20 protein-coding genes are annotated in these 16,812 nt (G+C 74.1%); 10 read left to right on the top strand and 10 right to left on the bottom strand.

What is annotated here, in order from left to right:
- Positions 1-97: 97 nt before the first annotated feature.
- The gene (locus DMP15_RS08025; protein WP_073578496.1) at positions 98-1,630 is read right to left on the bottom strand and encodes an aldehyde dehydrogenase family protein; all 1,533 of its coding nucleotides are present in this window, start codon (positions 1,628-1,630) and stop codon (positions 98-100) included.
- A 62-nt stretch (positions 1,631-1,692) separates the two neighbouring features.
- Positions 1,693-2,352, bottom strand: coding sequence for an endonuclease NucS (gene nucS, locus DMP15_RS08020; RefSeq protein WP_073578497.1), 660 nt, complete (start codon positions 2,350-2,352; stop codon positions 1,693-1,695).
- A gap of 45 nt (positions 2,353-2,397) precedes the next feature.
- On the opposite strand from nucS, the gene DMP15_RS08015 reads away from it, so the two are divergent.
- A complete protein-coding gene (locus tag DMP15_RS08015; protein WP_073578593.1) occupies positions 2,398-2,934 on the top strand; it encodes an NUDIX domain-containing protein in 537 nt (178 codons plus the stop codon).
- On the opposite strand, the gene DMP15_RS08010 is transcribed toward DMP15_RS08015, so the two are convergent.
- Entirely contained in the window at positions 2,935-4,173 is a 1,239-nt protein-coding gene (locus DMP15_RS08010; RefSeq protein ID WP_073578498.1) for a cytochrome P450 family protein, read from the bottom strand. It lies immediately after the preceding gene.
- Between the two features lie 29 nt (positions 4,174-4,202).
- The gene (locus DMP15_RS08005; RefSeq protein ID WP_073578499.1) at positions 4,203-4,919 is read right to left on the bottom strand and encodes a TetR/AcrR family transcriptional regulator; all 717 of its coding nucleotides are present in this window, start codon (positions 4,917-4,919) and stop codon (positions 4,203-4,205) included.
- Between the two features lie 105 nt (positions 4,920-5,024).
- On the opposite strand from DMP15_RS08005, the gene DMP15_RS08000 reads away from it, so the two are divergent.
- From DMP15_RS08000 to DMP15_RS07970, 7 genes are all read left to right on the top strand, one after another.
- Entirely contained in the window at positions 5,025-5,798 is a 774-nt protein-coding gene (locus DMP15_RS08000) for an enoyl-CoA hydratase-related protein (protein WP_073578500.1), read from the top strand.
- A 23-nt stretch (positions 5,799-5,821) separates the two neighbouring features.
- A complete protein-coding gene (locus tag DMP15_RS07995; RefSeq protein ID WP_073578501.1) occupies positions 5,822-6,727 on the top strand; it encodes a transporter substrate-binding domain-containing protein in 906 nt (301 codons plus the stop codon).
- Between the two features lie 34 nt (positions 6,728-6,761).
- Positions 6,762-7,916 (top strand): methyl-accepting chemotaxis protein, encoded by a 1,155-nt coding sequence (locus tag DMP15_RS07990; RefSeq protein WP_337825588.1) that lies wholly within the window; start codon positions 6,762-6,764, stop codon positions 7,914-7,916.
- A 19-nt stretch (positions 7,917-7,935) separates the two neighbouring features.
- The gene (locus DMP15_RS07985) at positions 7,936-8,220 is read left to right on the top strand and encodes an FHA domain-containing protein (protein ID WP_073578503.1); all 285 of its coding nucleotides are present in this window, start codon (positions 7,936-7,938) and stop codon (positions 8,218-8,220) included.
- 2 nt (positions 8,221-8,222) lie between these two features.
- Complete coding sequence (locus tag DMP15_RS07980) at positions 8,223-8,666, top strand: hypothetical protein (RefSeq protein ID WP_139283052.1); 444 nt, start codon at positions 8,223-8,225, stop codon at positions 8,664-8,666.
- Positions 8,663-9,178 carry a protein kinase domain-containing protein gene (locus DMP15_RS07975; protein ID WP_073578505.1) on the top strand — a complete coding sequence of 172 codons (516 nt, stop codon included), beginning with the start codon at positions 8,663-8,665 and terminating at the stop codon, positions 9,176-9,178. The genes DMP15_RS07980 and DMP15_RS07975 overlap by 4 nt, the downstream gene beginning before the upstream one ends.
- Positions 9,179-9,383: 205 nt before the next feature.
- Positions 9,384-9,530 (top strand): hypothetical protein, encoded by a 147-nt coding sequence (locus DMP15_RS07970; RefSeq protein ID WP_157818323.1) that lies wholly within the window; start codon positions 9,384-9,386, stop codon positions 9,528-9,530.
- 1 nt (position 9,531) lies between these two features.
- Here DMP15_RS07970 and DMP15_RS07965 read toward each other — a convergent pair whose 3' ends face one another.
- Positions 9,532-11,550: a protein meaA gene (locus DMP15_RS07965; RefSeq protein ID WP_073578506.1), complete on the bottom strand. Its 2,019-nt coding sequence runs from the start codon at positions 11,548-11,550 to the stop codon at positions 9,532-9,534.
- Between the two features lie 218 nt (positions 11,551-11,768).
- Here DMP15_RS07965 and DMP15_RS07960 point away from each other — a divergent pair, with 218 nt between their 5' ends.
- Entirely contained in the window at positions 11,769-12,101 is a 333-nt protein-coding gene (locus tag DMP15_RS07960) for a hypothetical protein (RefSeq protein WP_062397345.1), read from the top strand.
- A gap of 4 nt (positions 12,102-12,105) precedes the next feature.
- On the opposite strand, the gene DMP15_RS07955 is transcribed toward DMP15_RS07960, so the two are convergent.
- Positions 12,106-12,957: a DUF1206 domain-containing protein gene (locus tag DMP15_RS07955; protein WP_073578507.1), complete on the bottom strand. Its 852-nt coding sequence runs from the start codon at positions 12,955-12,957 to the stop codon at positions 12,106-12,108.
- 200 nt (positions 12,958-13,157) lie between these two features.
- Positions 13,158-14,426 (bottom strand): UDP-N-acetylglucosamine 1-carboxyvinyltransferase, encoded by a 1,269-nt coding sequence (gene murA, locus DMP15_RS07950; protein WP_073578508.1) that lies wholly within the window; start codon positions 14,424-14,426, stop codon positions 13,158-13,160.
- Between the two features lie 124 nt (positions 14,427-14,550).
- Here murA and DMP15_RS07945 point away from each other — a divergent pair, with 124 nt between their 5' ends.
- Entirely contained in the window at positions 14,551-15,144 is a 594-nt protein-coding gene (locus DMP15_RS07945) for a cob(I)yrinic acid a,c-diamide adenosyltransferase (protein WP_100878593.1), read from the top strand.
- Between the two features lie 24 nt (positions 15,145-15,168).
- Here the strand turns inward: DMP15_RS07945 and DMP15_RS07940 are convergent, their stop codons facing one another.
- The 3 genes from DMP15_RS07940 to DMP15_RS07930 all read right to left on the bottom strand — a co-directional run bounded on the left by DMP15_RS07940 (position 15,169) and on the right by DMP15_RS07930 (position 16,811).
- The gene (locus DMP15_RS07940; RefSeq protein ID WP_337825587.1) at positions 15,169-15,909 is read right to left on the bottom strand and encodes a GIDE domain-containing protein; all 741 of its coding nucleotides are present in this window, start codon (positions 15,907-15,909) and stop codon (positions 15,169-15,171) included.
- A 61-nt stretch (positions 15,910-15,970) separates the two neighbouring features.
- Positions 15,971-16,420 carry a DUF2550 domain-containing protein gene (locus tag DMP15_RS07935; RefSeq protein WP_062397354.1) on the bottom strand — a complete coding sequence of 150 codons (450 nt, stop codon included), beginning with the start codon at positions 16,418-16,420 and terminating at the stop codon, positions 15,971-15,973.
- Between the two features lie 19 nt (positions 16,421-16,439).
- Entirely contained in the window at positions 16,440-16,811 is a 372-nt protein-coding gene (locus DMP15_RS07930) for a F0F1 ATP synthase subunit epsilon (RefSeq protein WP_100878596.1), read from the bottom strand.
- Between the last annotated feature and the right edge of the window lies 1 nt (position 16,812).

Here is a 16,812-nt window from a genome sequence, read left to right as displayed (position 1 = left end):
GCGCATCCTGTCATCCGGAAGCGCTACCAGTGGGTAACATGCGACCAGGACCACCCCGACGTGCGGGAACGGTCCTGGTCGTCGGGTGAGGGGCCCCTCAGCGCCCGTGGCGGGCCTTCACGATCCCGACCAGCGTCTGCATCGTGCGCGCGGTCCGCTTGAAGCTGGTGACGACGATCGGCATCCCGAACCGCTGCCGGGCGATCGACTGGGCGCGGGTGAACTCGCGCAGGCCGTCGGCGCCGTGGATGCGTCCGAAGCCGGACTCCCCCACCCCGCCGAAGGGCAGCGACGGGATCCCGGCGAAGGAGATCACGCCGTTGATCGAGACCATCCCGCAGCGGAGCCGCTCGGCGATCCGCTCGCCGTGCTTCGCGGAGAACACGGTCGCGCCGAGGCCGTAGCCGGTGGCGTTGGCGCGGCGGACCGCCTCGTCGACGTCGGGCACCCGGTTGACCACGACCAGCGGGCCGAAGGTCTCCTCGGTGACCGCGACGGAGTCCTCGGGCACGTCGGCGATGACGACCGGCGAGATCGACCCGCCCTGGGCGGGCACCGAGTCGGCGCCGCCGACGATCGCGCGGCCGCCGCGCTCCAGGGCGTCGGTGACGTGCCGGCGCACGATCTCGGTCTGCGACGGCATCGTCATCGGCCCGAGGTCGCCCTCGTTCGTGGCCGTGCCGACCTGCAGCTTCGACGCCGCGGCCCGCACCTTCTCCAGGAACCGGCCCGCGACGGACTCGACGACGTAGACCCGTTCCACCCCGACGCAGGTCTGGCCCGCGTTGGACATCCCGCCCCAGACGGCGGCGTCCGCGGCGGCGTCGAGGTCGGCGTCGGCGTCGACGATCAGCGGGTCCTTGCCGCCGCACTCCATGAGCACCGGCACCAGGTTCTCCGCGCAGGAGGCCATCACCCGGCGGCCGGTCGCGGCGGACCCGGTGAACGCGATCTTGCCGACCCCGGGGGCGCGGCACAGCTCGGCGCCGGTCGGCCCGAACCCGGTGACGACGGTCAGCAGCGGGTACCGACCCACCTCGGGAACGGCCTCGGCGAGCGTGCGGGCGATCTCGTGCCCGACGCCCGGGGTCAGCTCCGAGGGCTTGAACACCACGGTGTTGCCGGCGGCCAGCGCGTAGGCGATCGAGCCCATCGGTGTGAAGATCGGGTAGTTCCACGGCCCGATGACGCCGACGACGCCCAGCGGCCGGTACGCCACCGACGCCGCCTGGTTCGCCATCAGCAGGCCCGGGGACACCGAACGCTTCCCGAGCACCTTCGCGGCGTTGGCCGAGGCCCAGTCCAGGTGGTCGATGGCGAGCACGACCTCGAGGCGGGCGTCGTCGAGCGGCTTGCCGGTCTCGGCGGCGACGACACCGGCGACCCGGTCGAGCTGCGCGACCAGCACCTTCTTCCAGGCCGCGAGCCGGCGACGGCGTTCGGCGAACCCGAGCCCGTCCCACCACACCCCGGCCTCGCCGGCGTCACGGACGGCGGCACGCACGTGCTCACCGTCGTGGACGGGGTAGCGGGCGAGCTCCTCCCCGGTGCGCGGGGAGAGGGACGCGAAGTCCCCCGAGGCGGGCACGGCGGCGGTCGTGGGGGCGGAGTCAGCGGCGGTGGCACTCACGTGGTCAGGCTAGACGCCGTGGCAGGGCCCGGCCGGGCCCGCGCTGGCCCGGCGGGGCCGCCTCAGAACAGGAGCAGGTCGTCGCGCGCCATCCCGCGCAGTGCGTCGTAGTCGACGGTCACGCAGCGGATACCGCGGTCGACGGCCAGCGTACGGGCCTGCGGCTTGATCTGCTGGGCCGCGAACACCCCGTGCACCGGCGCGAGCAGCGGGTCGCGGTTCATCAGCTCCAGGTACCGGGTGAGCTGCTCGACGCCGTCGATCTCGCCGCGGCGCTTCACCTCCACCGCGACGTGCGCGCCGTTCCCGTCGCGCAGCAGCAGGTCGACCGGGCCGACGGCGGTCATGTACTCGCGGCGGACCAGCGTGTGGCCCTCCCCGAAGGTCTCCGGGTGCGCGGCGAGCAGCTCCTGCAGGTGCGCCTCGACGCCGTCCTTGACCAGGCCGGGGTCGACGCCGAGTTCGTGGCTGGAGTCGTGCAGCACCTCGTCGATGGTGATGACCAGCGACTCGTCGGCCTTGTTCTTCACCGTCCACACGCCGGGCTCCTCGGTGAGCCAGCACGGTGGCGACATCCAGTTGAGCGGCTTGTAGGCGCGGTCGTCGGCGTGGATGCTCACCGAGCCGTCCCGCTTGACCAGCAGCAACCGGGGGGCCATGGGCAGGTGGGCGGTCAGCCGTCCGACGTAGTCCACCTGGCAGCGGGCGATGACGAGACGCACCCTGCTCACTGTAAGGCCGGGTGGAGGGATCATCCTGGGCGGGTGATCGAGCAGACCTCGAGCCGCCGGGTGTACGCCAACGACTGGATGACCGTCCGGGAGGACGGCATCCGGCGTGCCGACGGCACCGGGGGGATCTACGGCGTCGTCGACAAGCCCACCTACGCACTGGTGATCCCCCGCGACGACGACGGCCGTCTGCACCTGGTCGAGCAGTACCGCTACCCGGTGGGCGGCCGCCGCTGGGAGTTCCCGGCGGGCACCGCGCCCGACCGGGCCGACGTGGACCCGGCCGAGCTGGCGGTGCGCGAGCTCGTCGAGGAGACCGGGCTGGCCGCGGCGCGGATGACCCTGCTCGGCACGCTGGACTGCGCGCCGGGCATGTCCAGCCAGCGCGGTCACGTCTACCTCGCGACCGGGCTGACCGCGGGCCCGCCGCGCCGCGAGCACTCCGAGCAGGACATGCGCGCCGCCTGGTTCACACCGGCCGAGCTGGCGGCGATGGTGGGCCGAGGCGAGCTCACCGACGCCCAGTCCCTCGCCGCCTGGACACTGCTCACCCTGTACGACGCGGGCACCTGATCACCCGGTGAGCACCGGCAGCGCCGCCACCCGGCTGAACCCGGGACGGGGCAGCCAGGCGACCTCCGCGGCCGGCACGGCGAGCCGCAGGCCGGGGAAGCGTTCGAACAGCGTCCGGAAGGCCACCTCGCCCTCCTGCCGGGCCAGCGCCGCGCCCAGGCAGTAGTGCGCGCCCTGTCCGAACCCGAGGTGTCCCTCGCCCCGCCCGGTCTCCCGGGCGACGTCGAGCTCGTCGGGCCGGTCGTAGGCGCGCGGGTCGTGGTTGGCCGGCAGCAGCCCGGCGATGACCGGGGTCCCGGCGGGCACGACGGTGCCGCCCAGCTCGACGTCGACGGTCGGGTACCGGAACTGGGTGAACTGCACCGGGCCGCGGGCGCGCATCAGCTCGTGTACCGCGCCCGGCCAGCCCGCCGGGTCGGCCCGCAGCGCGGCGAGCTGGTCCGGGGCGCCCAGCAGCGCCAGCACGCCGTTGGTGACCAGGTGCGCCGTCGTCTCGTGCCCGGCCATGACGATCGCGAAGATCATCGTGACCATCTCGCGGTCCGAGAGGCGGTCGCCGTCGTCGTCCTGGGCGGCGATCAGGGCGCTGACCAGGTCGTCGGCGGGCTCGGCCCGGCGGGCGTCGACGAGGGCGTGCACGTGGGCGATCGCCGCCCGCAGCGCGGGCCCGGTCCGCTCGCGGTCCATCGTGGTCAGCACCGCTCCCCATTCGTGCCACTGCGGGCGCTCGGGCTCGGGTACCCCGACGAGCTCGCAGATCACGGTGATCGGCAGCGGGTAGGCCAGCGCCTCCACCAGGTCCACCGGCGCGCCACCGGCCCCGGCGGCGGCGACCTCGTCGAGCAGGGCGGCGGTGATCTCCTCCACCCGCGGGCGCAGCGCCGCTACCCGCTTCACCGTGAACGCGCGCGACACGAGCTTGCGCAGCCGGGTGTGCTCGTCGCCGTCGGTGGTGAGGATGTTGCGCACCAGGTAGCCCGCGACGTCGTCGGGAACCCCCATCGTCGCCATGATCTGCTCGCGGGTGTCCGGCCCGCCGGCGAGCGCCGGATCGGTCACGAACCGCGGGTCGGTCAGGACCGTGCGGACGTCGTCGTAGCGGGTGACGAGCACGGCGGGCGGGCTGCCCAGCATCGTCACGGTGGTGGTGGGCGCCTGCTCGCGCATCCGCCCGTAGGCGGTGTACGGGTCGGCGGTGACGGCCGGGTCCATCAGGTCCACGGCACTCGGTGCGGCCATCTCGGGACTCCTCTCCTCGCGCGCCCGGGTCAGCGGACGCGACGTCTCCACTCCGCGTCGATGTGCTCGACGAGCGGCCGGTACAGACCGGCGACGGCCGCGGCGACCTCCGAGGCAGGGGCGACCGGGGCGGGCCCGGTCAGCAGGCGGGCCACACCGTGTTCGATCAGCTCCGCGGTGCGCCGCGGATCGGTGGGGACGAACGGGCTCGCCGCGCTCTCGGTGAACAGGTAGCCCCAGGTCAGCGCACCCCAGGCGTGGATCTGCTCGTCCGGGGACAGCGCGTCGTCGACGAGGCCGGCCGACCGCAGCACCCGGAAGTGCTCGCGCACCACGGCGTCCCGGCGGCGGCCCAGCTCCCCGAGGGTCCCGGCGGCCTCGTGCGCGAGCCGGCCGAGGACCTCACCGTCGCCCAGGTACAGCGCACGCGCCACCTCGTCGGCGCGCAGCCGCTCGTACAGCTCGCGCGACATGCCCCAGGGCAGCGCCACGACGGGCTCGACGAGCATCCGGTCGGCCAGGTCGGCGAACAGCCGCCGCTGCGAACGCAGCAGCACGGTGAGGAACAGCGCCTCCTTGGTGCGGACGTGCAGGTAGACGGTGCCCTTGCCGACCCCCGCCCGGCGCGCGACGTCCTCGACGGTCACACCCCGGTAGCCGCGTCGCACGAGCAGCTCGGCCGCCGCGTCGAGCACCCGCTCCATCCGCGTGGTGCCCTCCGCCGCGACCACGTCCGGTACCGCCACCGCTCCCCCGCTCCTCGGCGTGACCGGATCAACGAATTCGGTCACCAGGTCACCGTAGCGCGTCCGCCCCTCGGCGACGAGCGGATTCCGGGCTACCGTCGGTCCATGACCGACTACGAGCACCTCCTGGTGAAACAGGACGGCGACACGGTCCGGATCACGATGAACCGCCCGCAGCGCCGCAACTCCCTCACCGAGGACCACCTGCGCGAGCTGCTGGACGCCTTCGAGAGCGCCGGACGCAGCGACGCGACCGGGATCGTGCTCGCCGGGGAGGGCAAGGCCTTCTCCTCGGGCCACGACTTCGGCGACGTCGCCGCCCGCGACCTCGCGGGGGTCCGCTCCCTGCTGCGGCTGTGCACGACGGTCATGCGCACCGTGCAGGAGGTGCCGCAGGTCGTGATCGCCCGGGTCCACGCGACGGCCTGGGCCGCGGGCTGCCAGCTCGTCGCGTCCTGCGACCTCGCCGTCGCCGCGGAGTCCGCGACGTTCGCGCTGCCCGGCGGCAAGGGCGGCTGGTTCTGCCACACCCCGGCCGTCCCGGTCGCGCGGAACATCGGCCGCAAGCGGCTGATGGAGCTGGCCCTGACCGGGGACCCGATCGACGCGGCGACCGCCGCCGACTGGGGCCTGGTCAACTACGCCGTCCCCGACCACGACCTCGACGCCCGCGTGGACGAGCTGCTCGCCCGCGCGACCCGCGGGAGCCGGCTGTCCAAGGCCGTCGGCAAGCAGACCCTCTACGCCCAGCTCGACCGTCCCGAGGCCGACGCCTACAGTGTCGCGGCCGAGGTCATGGCGTCGATGTCGCAGTCCGGGGGCGCCCGCGAGGGCATGGCGTCGTTCCTGGAGAAGCGGGCCCCCGAGTGGACCGACTGATCGACACCTAGGCTCGCGGGACCATGCAGATCCGCACCACCACCCGGCTGAGCCGGCGGCGCCTGCTGGGGGCGGCCGCCGCCCTCGGCGGGACAGCCCTGGCCGGGCCACTGCTGGGCGGCTGCGGAGGGCCGTCGGACCCGCTGTCCCGGCTCCGAGCCGGCGGCGACGTCGTCGTCGGGCTGTCCGGGGAGCGCCCGTTCGGCTACACCGACGGCTCCGGCCGGGCCACCGGGGAGAGCCCGGAGGTGGCCCGCGCGGTGGTCACCGACCTCGGCGGCAGCGGCCTGGCCGCGGTCCAGACGAAGTTCGACCAGCTCGTCCCCGGCCTGCTCGACGGCCGCTTCGACGTCATCGCGGTCGGACTGACGATCACCGCGCTGCGCTGCCAGCAGGTCGCGTTCTCCCGCCCCGACTACGTGGCGGGTACCGGCCTGGTGGTCCCGGCCGGGAACCCGCTGGGCGTCGCGACACTGGCCGGGGTCCGCCGGTCCGGGGCGACGCTGGCGGTGCTCGACGGCAGCGCCGAGCAGGAGTACGCGCTCGCGGCCGGCATCCGGGCCGAGCACATCGTCACCGTCGACTCGCAGGGCGCGCTGGTGCGCGAGGTCGCGAACGGCGGTGCGCAGGTGGGGGCGCTCACCCGCATCTCGCTGCTCGACGAGGTCCGCCGCAACGCGGGCATCGGTCTGGAGGTGACCGCCGCGTTCGCCCCCGAGGTGGCGGGGCGACCGGTCGTCGGGGCAGGGGCGTTCGCGTTCCGCCCCGCCGACGGTGCCTTCCGCGACGAGTTCGACCGCGGGCTCACCGCGCTGCAGGACTCCGGGCGCTGGCTGGAGCTCGCCGCGCCGTTCGGGTTCACCGCGGCGAACCTGCCGCCACGCGACCTCACCGTCGACGAGCTCTGCGCCCGCACCCCCGACTCCTGAGCCGCGCCGCCGCCGGACTGGAATGATCCGGGCCATGGCGCTGCGCATCGCGGGTATCGACGTTCCCGGCCCGTCCGACCTGCTCTCCGGCGCGGCCTCCGTGGTCGAGGCGACCGGCGACCTCGCCGGGACCGTCGCCGGGCTGCCCGCCCGGGCCGGGGAGCTGCTGGAGGAGGTCGGCTCGCTGGTCGGCCGGATCGGCACGATCGCGACCCGCGCCGAGCAGCTGCTCGACCGGGTGGACGGCGTCGTCGACCGGGCCGAGGGGCTGATCGGGACCGTCGACACCGTCGCCGGGGAGGCGACCGAACTCGTGGCCCGGGTCCGGCCGGTCGCGGACCAGGCCGAGGCGCTCGTCGCCCGGGTCACCGGCGTCGCCGGGAACGCGGAGGAGCTGGTCGGGCGGGTCACCGGCGTCGCCGGGAACGCCGAGGAGCTGGTCGGGCGGGTCACCGGCGTCGCCGACGAGGCCGACACCCTGGTCCGCAAGGTCACCACCGTGTCCGAGCAGGCCGACGGCCTGGTCCGCCGGGTCACCACCGTCTCCGACGAGGCGGGCGACCTGGTCCGGCGCGTCACCACGGTGTCCGAGGAGGCGGGCGACCTGGTCCGGCGGGTCACCACGGTCTCGCAGAACGCCGAGGGCATCGTCGAGCAGGTATCGGTGGTCACCGGGAACGCGAGCGGGCTGCTCGCGCGGGTGGACACGGTCACCGGCGAGGCGGGCGGACTCATCCGGACCGTCGGCGAGATCAGCGAGCGCGCCGGCGGCCTCATCGGGCAGGTCGAGACCGTCACCACCGACGCGACCGGTGTCGTCACCGCGGCGAAGGCGGTGTCCGACCGGGCGGGCGAGGTCGTCGGGCAGGCCGCGGGCGCCAGCGAGCAGGCCGGTGAGCTGCTGGACCTCTACGGCCCGCTGGCCCGCCGGGCGGCTCCGCTGGCCCAGCGCTTCGTCGACGAGCTCTCCGAGGAGGAGGTGCGCGCCGCGATCCGGCTGGTGGACCAGCTGCCGAAGTTCACCGAGCACATGGAGGAGGACATCATGCCGATCCTCACGACGCTCGACCGTGTCGGACCGGACGTGCACGAGCTCCTGGACGTGCTCAAGGAGGTCCGGCAGGCGATCATCGGGATTCCCGGCTTCAAGCTGCTGAGCCGCCGGGGCAGTGAGAAGGACGAGAGCTGACCCACCGGGAGGACCGGGCGTGGACCGGATCTGCGGCGAGCAGACGTTGTACGCACGGACCCTCGAGAGCAACGCGACGTTCGGTCCGCGCCAGGGCCGTGAGGTCGTCTTCGGCCGCAAGCGGCCGCTGGTGCACCTGGCGCTCGGCGACCTGCGGATCAGCCGTGAGCACGGCCTCCTGTGCTTCGACGACGGCCGGTGGTGGGTGCACGACGGCGGCCGACCGCGATCCGGCTGCCCGCGGGCACGGAGCTGCGCCCGGGCGATCCACCCGTGCCGCCGGCGGCCGGCCACACGCTGCTGACCGTGCTCGGCTCCCCCGGGCGCGGGCACGCCCTGGAGGTTCGGGTGAGCGGCCCGGAACCGGGTGGCACCGGCGCCCTCCCACCCGACGCGCACACCTATGAGCCCCCGGTCTGGCCGCTGGAACCCGACGAGCGCCGGGTCGTCGTGCTGCCGGCCCGGCGCCATCTGCAGGGCGACTCCCGCCCCACGCCCCAGCGCTGGCGGCAGGTCGGGGAGGGCATGCAGGCGCTGGCCCCGGAGGCGGGCTGGACCCACCGACGGGCCGAGCACACCGTGCGTGCGGTCCGCGAGCGGCGCTCCTCCGCGGGTGTCGCCGAGCTCCTCGCCGAGGAGGTGGAGCCGCCGGTCGGCGACGCGCTGGACGAGAACCTCGTCGCCGAGCTCGTCCGCAGCCGCACGATCACCGCGGCCGACCTCGACGCACTGAACAGGGAGACACCGTGAGCACCGTCCTCGCCGGGCGCTACACCGTCGGCCCGCGGCTCGGCGCCGGCGGGACGGGCGTCGTGCACCGGGCCCGGGACACCGTGCTGCCGCGCGACGTCGCGCTCGAGCAGGTCCTGCTCCCCGACGACCGCGACCCGAGCGGGTCCGACGGGTCCGGTCCGGCGGCGACCCGGCGGCTGCGCCGGGAGGCCGCGGTCGCCGCGCAGCTGCACCACGGCCGGATCGTCACCGTCTTCGACGTCCTGGAACTCGACGGCGGCCCGCTGCTGATCATGGAGAACGTGCCCGCGGAGAGCCTCACGGCGTTGCTCCTCCGATCCGGACCGCTGCCGTCCGGCGTCGCCGCCCGGATCGGGGCGCAGGTGGCCCCGGACCGCGCGCCCCCGCCGAAGCGGCCGCGTCGTCGGCGGCGGCCACCCTGGCCCACGGTGTACCCCGCCGCACACCGCCCACGCCGAGCGCGCTGTGGGCTGCGGACGGGTGCACCCTGCTGCGTCCGGAGGACCTGACCGTGCTGCCCGGGCCGATCCGCTCGGGGTTCTTCCGCGACGTCGCGGGCCGGCGGTGCGGCTGGAACGCGGGCGACGCCGACGACGCCCTGCAGATCACCCTGTCCTCCGACCGCTACGACGACCCGCGGGGCACCGACGCCGGCCGGGTCCCGGCACCGGCACCTGGACACGCGCCGACGGCGACACCGCCTGCAACGCCGAGGTGCCCGTCCGGGACTTCGTCGGCACCAACGGGCGGCCCATGTCGGAGGTGCTGCGGGTCACGACCGCCGAGGGCGGCCTCGGTACCGGCGAGCTGTGCGACCTGGCCGCCCGCCTCGCCGGTACCGCGCGCACGCGGCTGGGCTGACTCAGTCCAGACCCTGGGACCGCCGGATCAGGGTGACGATCTCGTCCATCATCCCGGTCAGCCGGAAGTTCTTGGGCGTGAACACCGCCGCGACCCCGCCCTCGCGCAGCCGCTTCTCGTCCTCGGGCGGGATGATCCCGCCGACGACGACCGGGACCTCCCCGGCACCGGCGTCGCGCAGCCCCTGCACGACCGCGGGCACGACCTCCAGGTGCGACCCGGACAGCACCGACAGCCCGACGGCGTGCACACCCTCCTGCACCGCGGCCGCCACGATCTGCGACGGAGTGAGCCGGATCCCCTGGTAGACGACCTCGAACCCGACGTCGCGGGCGCGGACGGCGACCTGCTCGGCGCCGTTGGAGTGGCCGTCCAGGCCCGGCTTGCCGACCAGCATGCGCAACCGCTGGCCCAGCTCGTCACCGGTGGCGCGGACCCGCTCGCGGACCTCGGAGATCTCGGTGGCGCCCTCGCCGGACATGCTGGCGCCGGCCACCCCGGTCGGGGCCCGGAACTCGCCGAACACCTCGCGCAGCGCTCCCGACCACTCGCCGGTGGTCACGCCCGCCTTGGCGCAGTCGATCGAGACCTGCATGAGGTTCTGCTCGGTCTTGGCCGCGTCGCGCAGGGCCCGCAGCGCCTCGTCGACGGCGTCCTGGTCCCGCGCGGCGCGCCACTCGCGGATCGCCTCGACGGCGGACCGCTCGGTCGCCGGGTCGACGGTGAAGATCGCCTCGGCGCCCTCGGCCTGCAGCGGGCTCGGCTCGGTCGTGTCGAACTTGTTGACCCCGACCACGACCTCGTCGCCGGACTCCAGCCGGCGACGGCGGGCGGCCAGGGAGTTGACCAGCTCGCCCTTCATGTAGCCGGACTCGACGGCCGCGACCGCCCCGCCCATCTCCTGCACCCGGTCGATCTCGGCGCGGGCTCCCTCGACGAGCTCGGACACCTTCGCCTCGACGACGCGGGACCCGTCGAAGATGTCCTCGTACTCCAGCAGGTCGGTCTCGTAGGCCAGCACCTGCTGCATCCGCAGCGCCCACTGCTGGTCCCAGGGCCGCGGCAGGCCCAGCGCCTCGTTCCAGGCGGGCAGCTGGACCGCACGGGCCCGGGCGTCCTTGGACAGGGTCACGGCGAGCATCTCCAGCACGATGCGCTGGACGTTGTTCTCCGGCTGTGCCTCGGTCAGGCCGAGCGAGTTGACCTGCACCCCGTAGCGCAGGCGCCGCTGCTTGGGGTTCTGCACGCCGTAGCGCTCGAGGGTGATCTCGTCCCAGAGCCTGCCCAGCGCCCGGAGCTTGCACATCTCCTCGACGAACCGGATGCCCGCGTTGACGAAGAACGAGATGCGCCCGACCACGTCGCCGAACTTCTCCGGCGGCACCTGCCCGGAGTCGCGCACCGAGTCGAGGACGGCGATCGCCGTGGACAGCGCGTAGGCCAGCTCCTGGGTCGGTGTGGCCCCGGCCTCCTGCAGGTGGTAGCTGCAGATGTTGATGGGGTTCCACTTGGGGATCTCGCCGACCGACCAGGCGACCATGTCGGTGATCAGCCGCAGGCTGGGCCCGGGCGGGAACACGTAGGTGCCCCGCGACAGGTACTCCTTGACGATGTCGTTCTGGGTCGTCCCGGCCAGCTTCGCGCGGACCTCGGCGTAGTCCAGGCCGGACTGCTCCGCCTGCTCCTCGGCGACGGCCACGTACAGCGCGAGCAGCCACATCGCCGGGGCGTTGATCGTCATCGAGGTGTTGGCCTCGGCGACCGGGATCCCCTCGAAGAGCGTGCGCATGTCACCGATGTGGCTGACCGGCACGCCGACCTTGCCGACCTCGCCCTTGGCGAGCTCGTCGTCCGGGTCGTAGCCGGTCTGGGTCGGGAGGTCGAAGGCCACGGACAGACCCGTCTGCCCCTTGGCCAGGTTGCGGCGGTAGAGCTCGTTGGTCTTCTCCGCCGAGGAGTGACCGGCGTAGGTGCGGATCACCCACGGACGGTCGCGCTCACGATCGGTGGGGTACGGCACCGGAACCTCCGTGTCGTCGCGGGAGCACAGTCGGCACTGCCTGTGATGCGGACAGAGACTACTCGTCAGTAGCCGGCGACGGGCACGGAGTCGTCCCTCGTCACAGTCGGCGTGTTCGGCAAAGTACGCGACGCGCGCGGGAAACCGAGCGCTGGATCGGTTCACCACCCGACCCCTCGGACAGGGCGCGTCGCCCGTCCGGGTGCGACCATCGGCGGATGGAGCTCGACCTGGTCCCGCGGCTCGGCGCCGTCATCGGCCTGGCGGTGGTGCTGCTGGTGCTCGGGCTGCTGCTGCGCTGGACCTACGGCCACCAGAAGCACCACGCGCTGCCCACCGACGACCCGGACGACCCGGTGGCCACCGGGCTGCTCACCGAGGTCTCCCGGGTACCGGGCCAGGAGGCCGCCCGCGTGCTGCGCGACCGGCTGCGCTCCGAGGGCATCCGCGCGACGACCTCGCGCGCCGACGGCGGCGGCTGGGCGCTGCTCGTCTTCCCCCGCGACGTGAAGGACGCCCGCGTGGTGCTGAGCCGCCGCTCCCTGGACTGAGCGCTCAGTCCACCCGGTGGTAGCGGGCGTCGAGGAAGCAGAACACCCCGTAGCAGGCGATCCCGACGCCCACCGCGACCAGCAGGAACACCCCGTAGGGCTGCTCGCGCAGCGTCTTGAGCGCCGAGTCCAGCCCGTTCGCGCGCTGCGGGTCGAAGGTCAGCGCGGCGACGCCCAGCAGGATGCCCAGCGCACCGATCGCGATCCCCTTGGCGATGTACCCGGCCTGCCCGGTACGGGCGTTGATCCGCCGCAGCCGGCTGTCGGCGCCGCCGAGGTCCTGGTCCTCGGTGAACTTCTTCCGGTAGCCGTTCCAGGCCATCACGCCGCCGCCGACCAGCACACCCAGCCCGACGAGCGCGGTGAGGACCTGCCCGCCCGGCAGGCCGAGCAGTCCGGCGGTCGCCCGCCCACCACCGCCGCTCGAGGCGCGCCCGCTGACCGCGGTGGTCGCCGCGGTGACGGCCAGCACGGCGTAGACGACCGCCTGCCCGCCGGCGACGACCCGCTTCACCGTCCGCTTCGTGCTGTCGCCGACGTAGTGGAAGCCCCACACCGCCGAGACCGTCCGCCACAGGACGACCGCGGCGAACCCGACCACCAGCACCCACAGGAACACCCGGCCCGCCGGCTCGGCGGCGATCGCCCCGAGGGCGCCGCTCTGGTCGGCCTGCCCGCCCGAGCCGAGCGCGATCTGGACGGCGAGCCAGCCGATCAGCAGGTGCAGCACCCCGTTCGCGGCGATGCCGACCCGGGCGGCGACGCGCACCGGTGTCGAGTGCGCGGCGTCCCGCGCCCCGCGGCCCGCTCTGCGGCCGGCCTGCGAGACGTCCGCGGCGTCGGGGGTGCTCACCATGACGGGCCTCCTCGTCGAGTCGACGCGAAGGGTGGCACGGCGCGGACCGGTCCGCCGGGCTGGTGGGCCGTTCGGAGCAACGGCGAGGCCGCACCCGGGCCGTGTCGCGCCGAGGGGTGTCGCCCACCCCGGCCGGTTCGCCGCCGGGTACCGGCGCCGCCACGGCGAGCCGCCGTCGGCGCCCCTGCGGGGCCGAGCGTCTACCGCTCCGGCTCGCCCGCGACCCGCCGGATGTCGGCGCCGAGCGCGGACAGGTTCTCCACGAACCGCGGGTAGCCGCGGTCGATGTGCGCGACGTCCCAGACCTCGGTCGTGCCCCGTGCGCACAGCCCGGCCAGCACCAGCCCGGCGCCGGCCCGGATGTCGCTGGCCCACACCGGCGCGCTGGACAGCTCCGGCCGCCCCCGTACGACGGCGTGGTGCCCATCGGTGCGGGCGTCGGCGCCCAGGCGCACCATCTCGTCGACGAAGCGGAACCGGGCCTCGAACACGTTCTCGGTGATCATCGAGGTGCCCTCGGCGATCGCCGACAACGCGATCGCCATCGGCTGCAGGTCCGTCGCGAACCCCGGGTAGGGCAGTGTCACGAAGTCGACCGCCTCCGGGCGACCGGGCATCGCGACCGAGAACTCCTGCTCGGCGGTGGCGATCTCGGCGCCCGCGCTGCGGAGCTTGTCGAGGACCAGGTCGATGTGGTGCGGGTCGACGCCGCGCACGGTGACCTCGCCCCGGGTCATGGCGGCCGCGAACGCCCAGGTCGCACCGACGATCCGATCCCCGATGACGCGGTGCGTGGTCGGCTGCAGCCCCGCGACGCCGTGCACGGTCAGCGTGGAGCTCCCGACGCCCTCGAGCTTCGCGCCCATCTGTTGCAGCATCACGCAGAGGTCGACGATCTCCGGCTCGCGGGCCGCGTTGTCGATCACCGTCGTGCCCTCGGCGAGCACCGCGGCCATCAGGATGTTCTCGGTCGCGCCGACGCTCGGGAAGTCCAGCCAGATCTGCGCGCCGTGCAGGTCGCCCGCCGTCGCGGTGACGCTGCCGTGCACGATGTCGGTGGTCGCGCCGAGCTTGCGCAGCCCGTTCTGGTGCATGTCCAGCGGCCGCGAACCGATCGCGTCGCCCCCGGGGAGCGGGACGACCGCCCGCCGGCAGCGCGCGACCAGCGGCCCGAGCACGCACACCGACGCGCGCAGCTTGGAGACCGAACGGTAGTCGGCCTCCGCCCCGGGGTCGGCGGGCACGTCGATGTGCACGGTCGACCCCTCGATCGCGACCGTGCAGCCCAGGCTTCGCAGGACGTCGGCCATCAGCGGCACGTCCAGGATCTCCGGGCAGTTCTCGAGCGTCGTCCGTCCCTCGGCCAGCAGCGCCGCCGCCATGAGCTTGAGCACGCTGTTCTTCGCCCCGACGACGTCGACGGACCCGCTCAGCCGGGCCCCGCCGTTGACCGCGAAATGCTCCACCACGACCGGAACGGTAACGGGACCGTCACCACGCCGGATGCCCGCCCCGGACGGCCCTGACCCTTCGGACCGTCCGACGCACCCCCGCATCTGGTCGCCGAGGCACCGGCGCCCCTAGCCTGTCGGGGTGGCGGTGCATCTCACGCGGATCTACACGAAGACCGGCGACGACGGTACGACGGCCCTGGGCGACTTCAGCCGGGTCCGGAAGACCGATGCCCGGCTGGCGGCCTACGCCGACACCGACGAGGCGAACGCCGCGATCGGGGTCGCCGTGACCGTCGGGGGACTCCCGGAACGGGTCGTCGACCCGCTGCGACAGATCCAGAACGACCTGTTCGACGTCGGTGCCGACCTGTGCACCCCGATCGTCGAGAACCCCGAGTACCCGCCGCTGCGGGTCACCGAGGGCTATGTGACCCGGCTCGAGGGCTGGTGCGACGAGTTCAACCCCGAGCTGCCCAAGCTCAACTCCTTCATCCTCCCCGGCGGCACCCCGGGCGCGGCGTACCTGCACGTCGCCCGGACCGTCACCCGGCGTGCCGAGCGGTCGGTGTGGGGCCTGCTGGAGGTCGACCGGGAGCACACCAACCCGCTGACCGCGCAGTACCTCAACCGGCTCTCGGACCTGCTGTTCATCCTCGGCCGGGTCGCGAACCCCGACGGCGACGTCCTGTGGCAGCCGGGCGGCCCGCACGGAGCACCGACCACGGACACCTGACCGGACCCGCTCCGGACGGCCCGCTCAGGTCAGCACCGCCACCAGCAGCGCGACGACGGCGCCGCAGCCGAACACCACGGCACGCCGCATCGCGGTGCCGCTGCGCCTCCGGCTGCGCTCCAGGTGGTCGCCGCGCTCGGCGACGGTGAGCGTGAGCGGGTGGCCGGCCGCGGCGGACAGCCGTACCCGGTCCCCGGACAGCCGGGCCTCCCCCACCACGGTGAGCCGGGAGCCCGGCTCGATCCGCCACTCGGTGCGCTCTCGGGCCACCGTCGGGTCGACGAGGCGGAACAGGCCGAACTCGCGGCCCCCGCCGTCGTCGGTGACCCGGCGGCGCTCGGCGACCGGGATCTCGGTGCGCGCGTCACGGGGGTCGACCACGACCTCCGCGCCACCGTCGGTCAGCCGGAACGGCCGCTCCCGCCGCTGCTCGGCGACGACCTGCCGTTCCTCCCGGTCGTCCCGGCCGCGGGAGAGCGCCTCCTCGACGAACCGGAACCAGACCGAGTCGACCCCGGTCAGCGGGGCCGGGCGGGCCTCGTCGTCGAGCGGCTCGACGGTGCCGGACAGCGACACCACCTGGCGGAACGCCGGGGCGTCGAGCTCGTCGCGGACGGACCCGGCCATGGCGACGAGCTCCGCGACCGTCACCGGAGTCGCGGCCAGGCCGCGCGTCCAGCGGGCATGCCCGTCGCGGGCCTCGCGGAACGACGTCCACGCCAGCCGGCCGAGAATGCCCGCGAACGCCAGGAGGACCAGATCCACGGCGGCAGCATAGAACGGACAGAACGGACGACAGGTCCGTAGAGCTACCGATCCGGCGAGGTCAGGACGCCTCGCGGTAGCCGTGCCCCTGCCCCGGCGGGGTGGACTCCAGCCAGGCCATGAAGCCGGTGCGGACGCCCGCCGACATCGCCAGCTCGACGTCGATGCCCCGGCCCGCGGCGTCGCGGCCGCGGCAGCGCAGCACCTCGACCGCCATCGGGATCGCGAACTCCTCCGACCGGTGCGGCGGCCGCCGGTCCACGATCTCCAGGTCGGCCCGGTCCATCACGACGGTCGCACCGATCCGGAAGCTGGTCAGGCGGTACCAGGCGAACCGCTCGCCCTCGTAGCGCCCGACGCCGAAGTGCCAGTCCGTGACAGCGAAACGGCGGCGCAGACACAGGTCCACACCGCCGTTGCGCATGAGTCGTACCCGCCGTACGGCGAGCCAGACCAAGGGGACGACCAGGCACAGCAGCAGAACTCCGACGAACGCCGCGATGAGCTCCACTGCCTGCCCGGTCCCCGTGCTAGTTCGCCTCGGCCGCCCGAAGGCGGGCCTCGGCCCGGGCGATCGCCGATCTGCCCTCGTCGGTGGACGAGTCGGCGCCGTCGCGCGCCCGCCGGGCCCGCTCGACATCGATCTCGTCCGCCTGCTCGGCGAACTCGGCCAGGATGGACACCCGCTCCGCCGACACCGACAGGAACCCGCCGTGCACCGCGATGGTGCGCTTCGAGCCGTCGGTGGAGTCGATGCGGACGACCCCGGCCTCTTCCATCTGGGCCAGCATCGGCTGGTGGCCGGGCAGGATGCCGACCTCGCCGACCGTGGTCCGGGCGAGCACGAAGCGTGCGTCGCCCGACCACAGCCGGCGCTCCACGGAGACCAGCTCCACGGTCATC

The organism is Pseudonocardia sp. UM4_GMWB1, from assembly GCF_017312155.1.
GTDB lineage: Bacteria > Actinomycetota > Actinomycetes > Mycobacteriales > Pseudonocardiaceae > Pseudonocardia > Pseudonocardia alni.
This window is presented reverse-complemented; position numbering and strand designations above follow the sequence as displayed.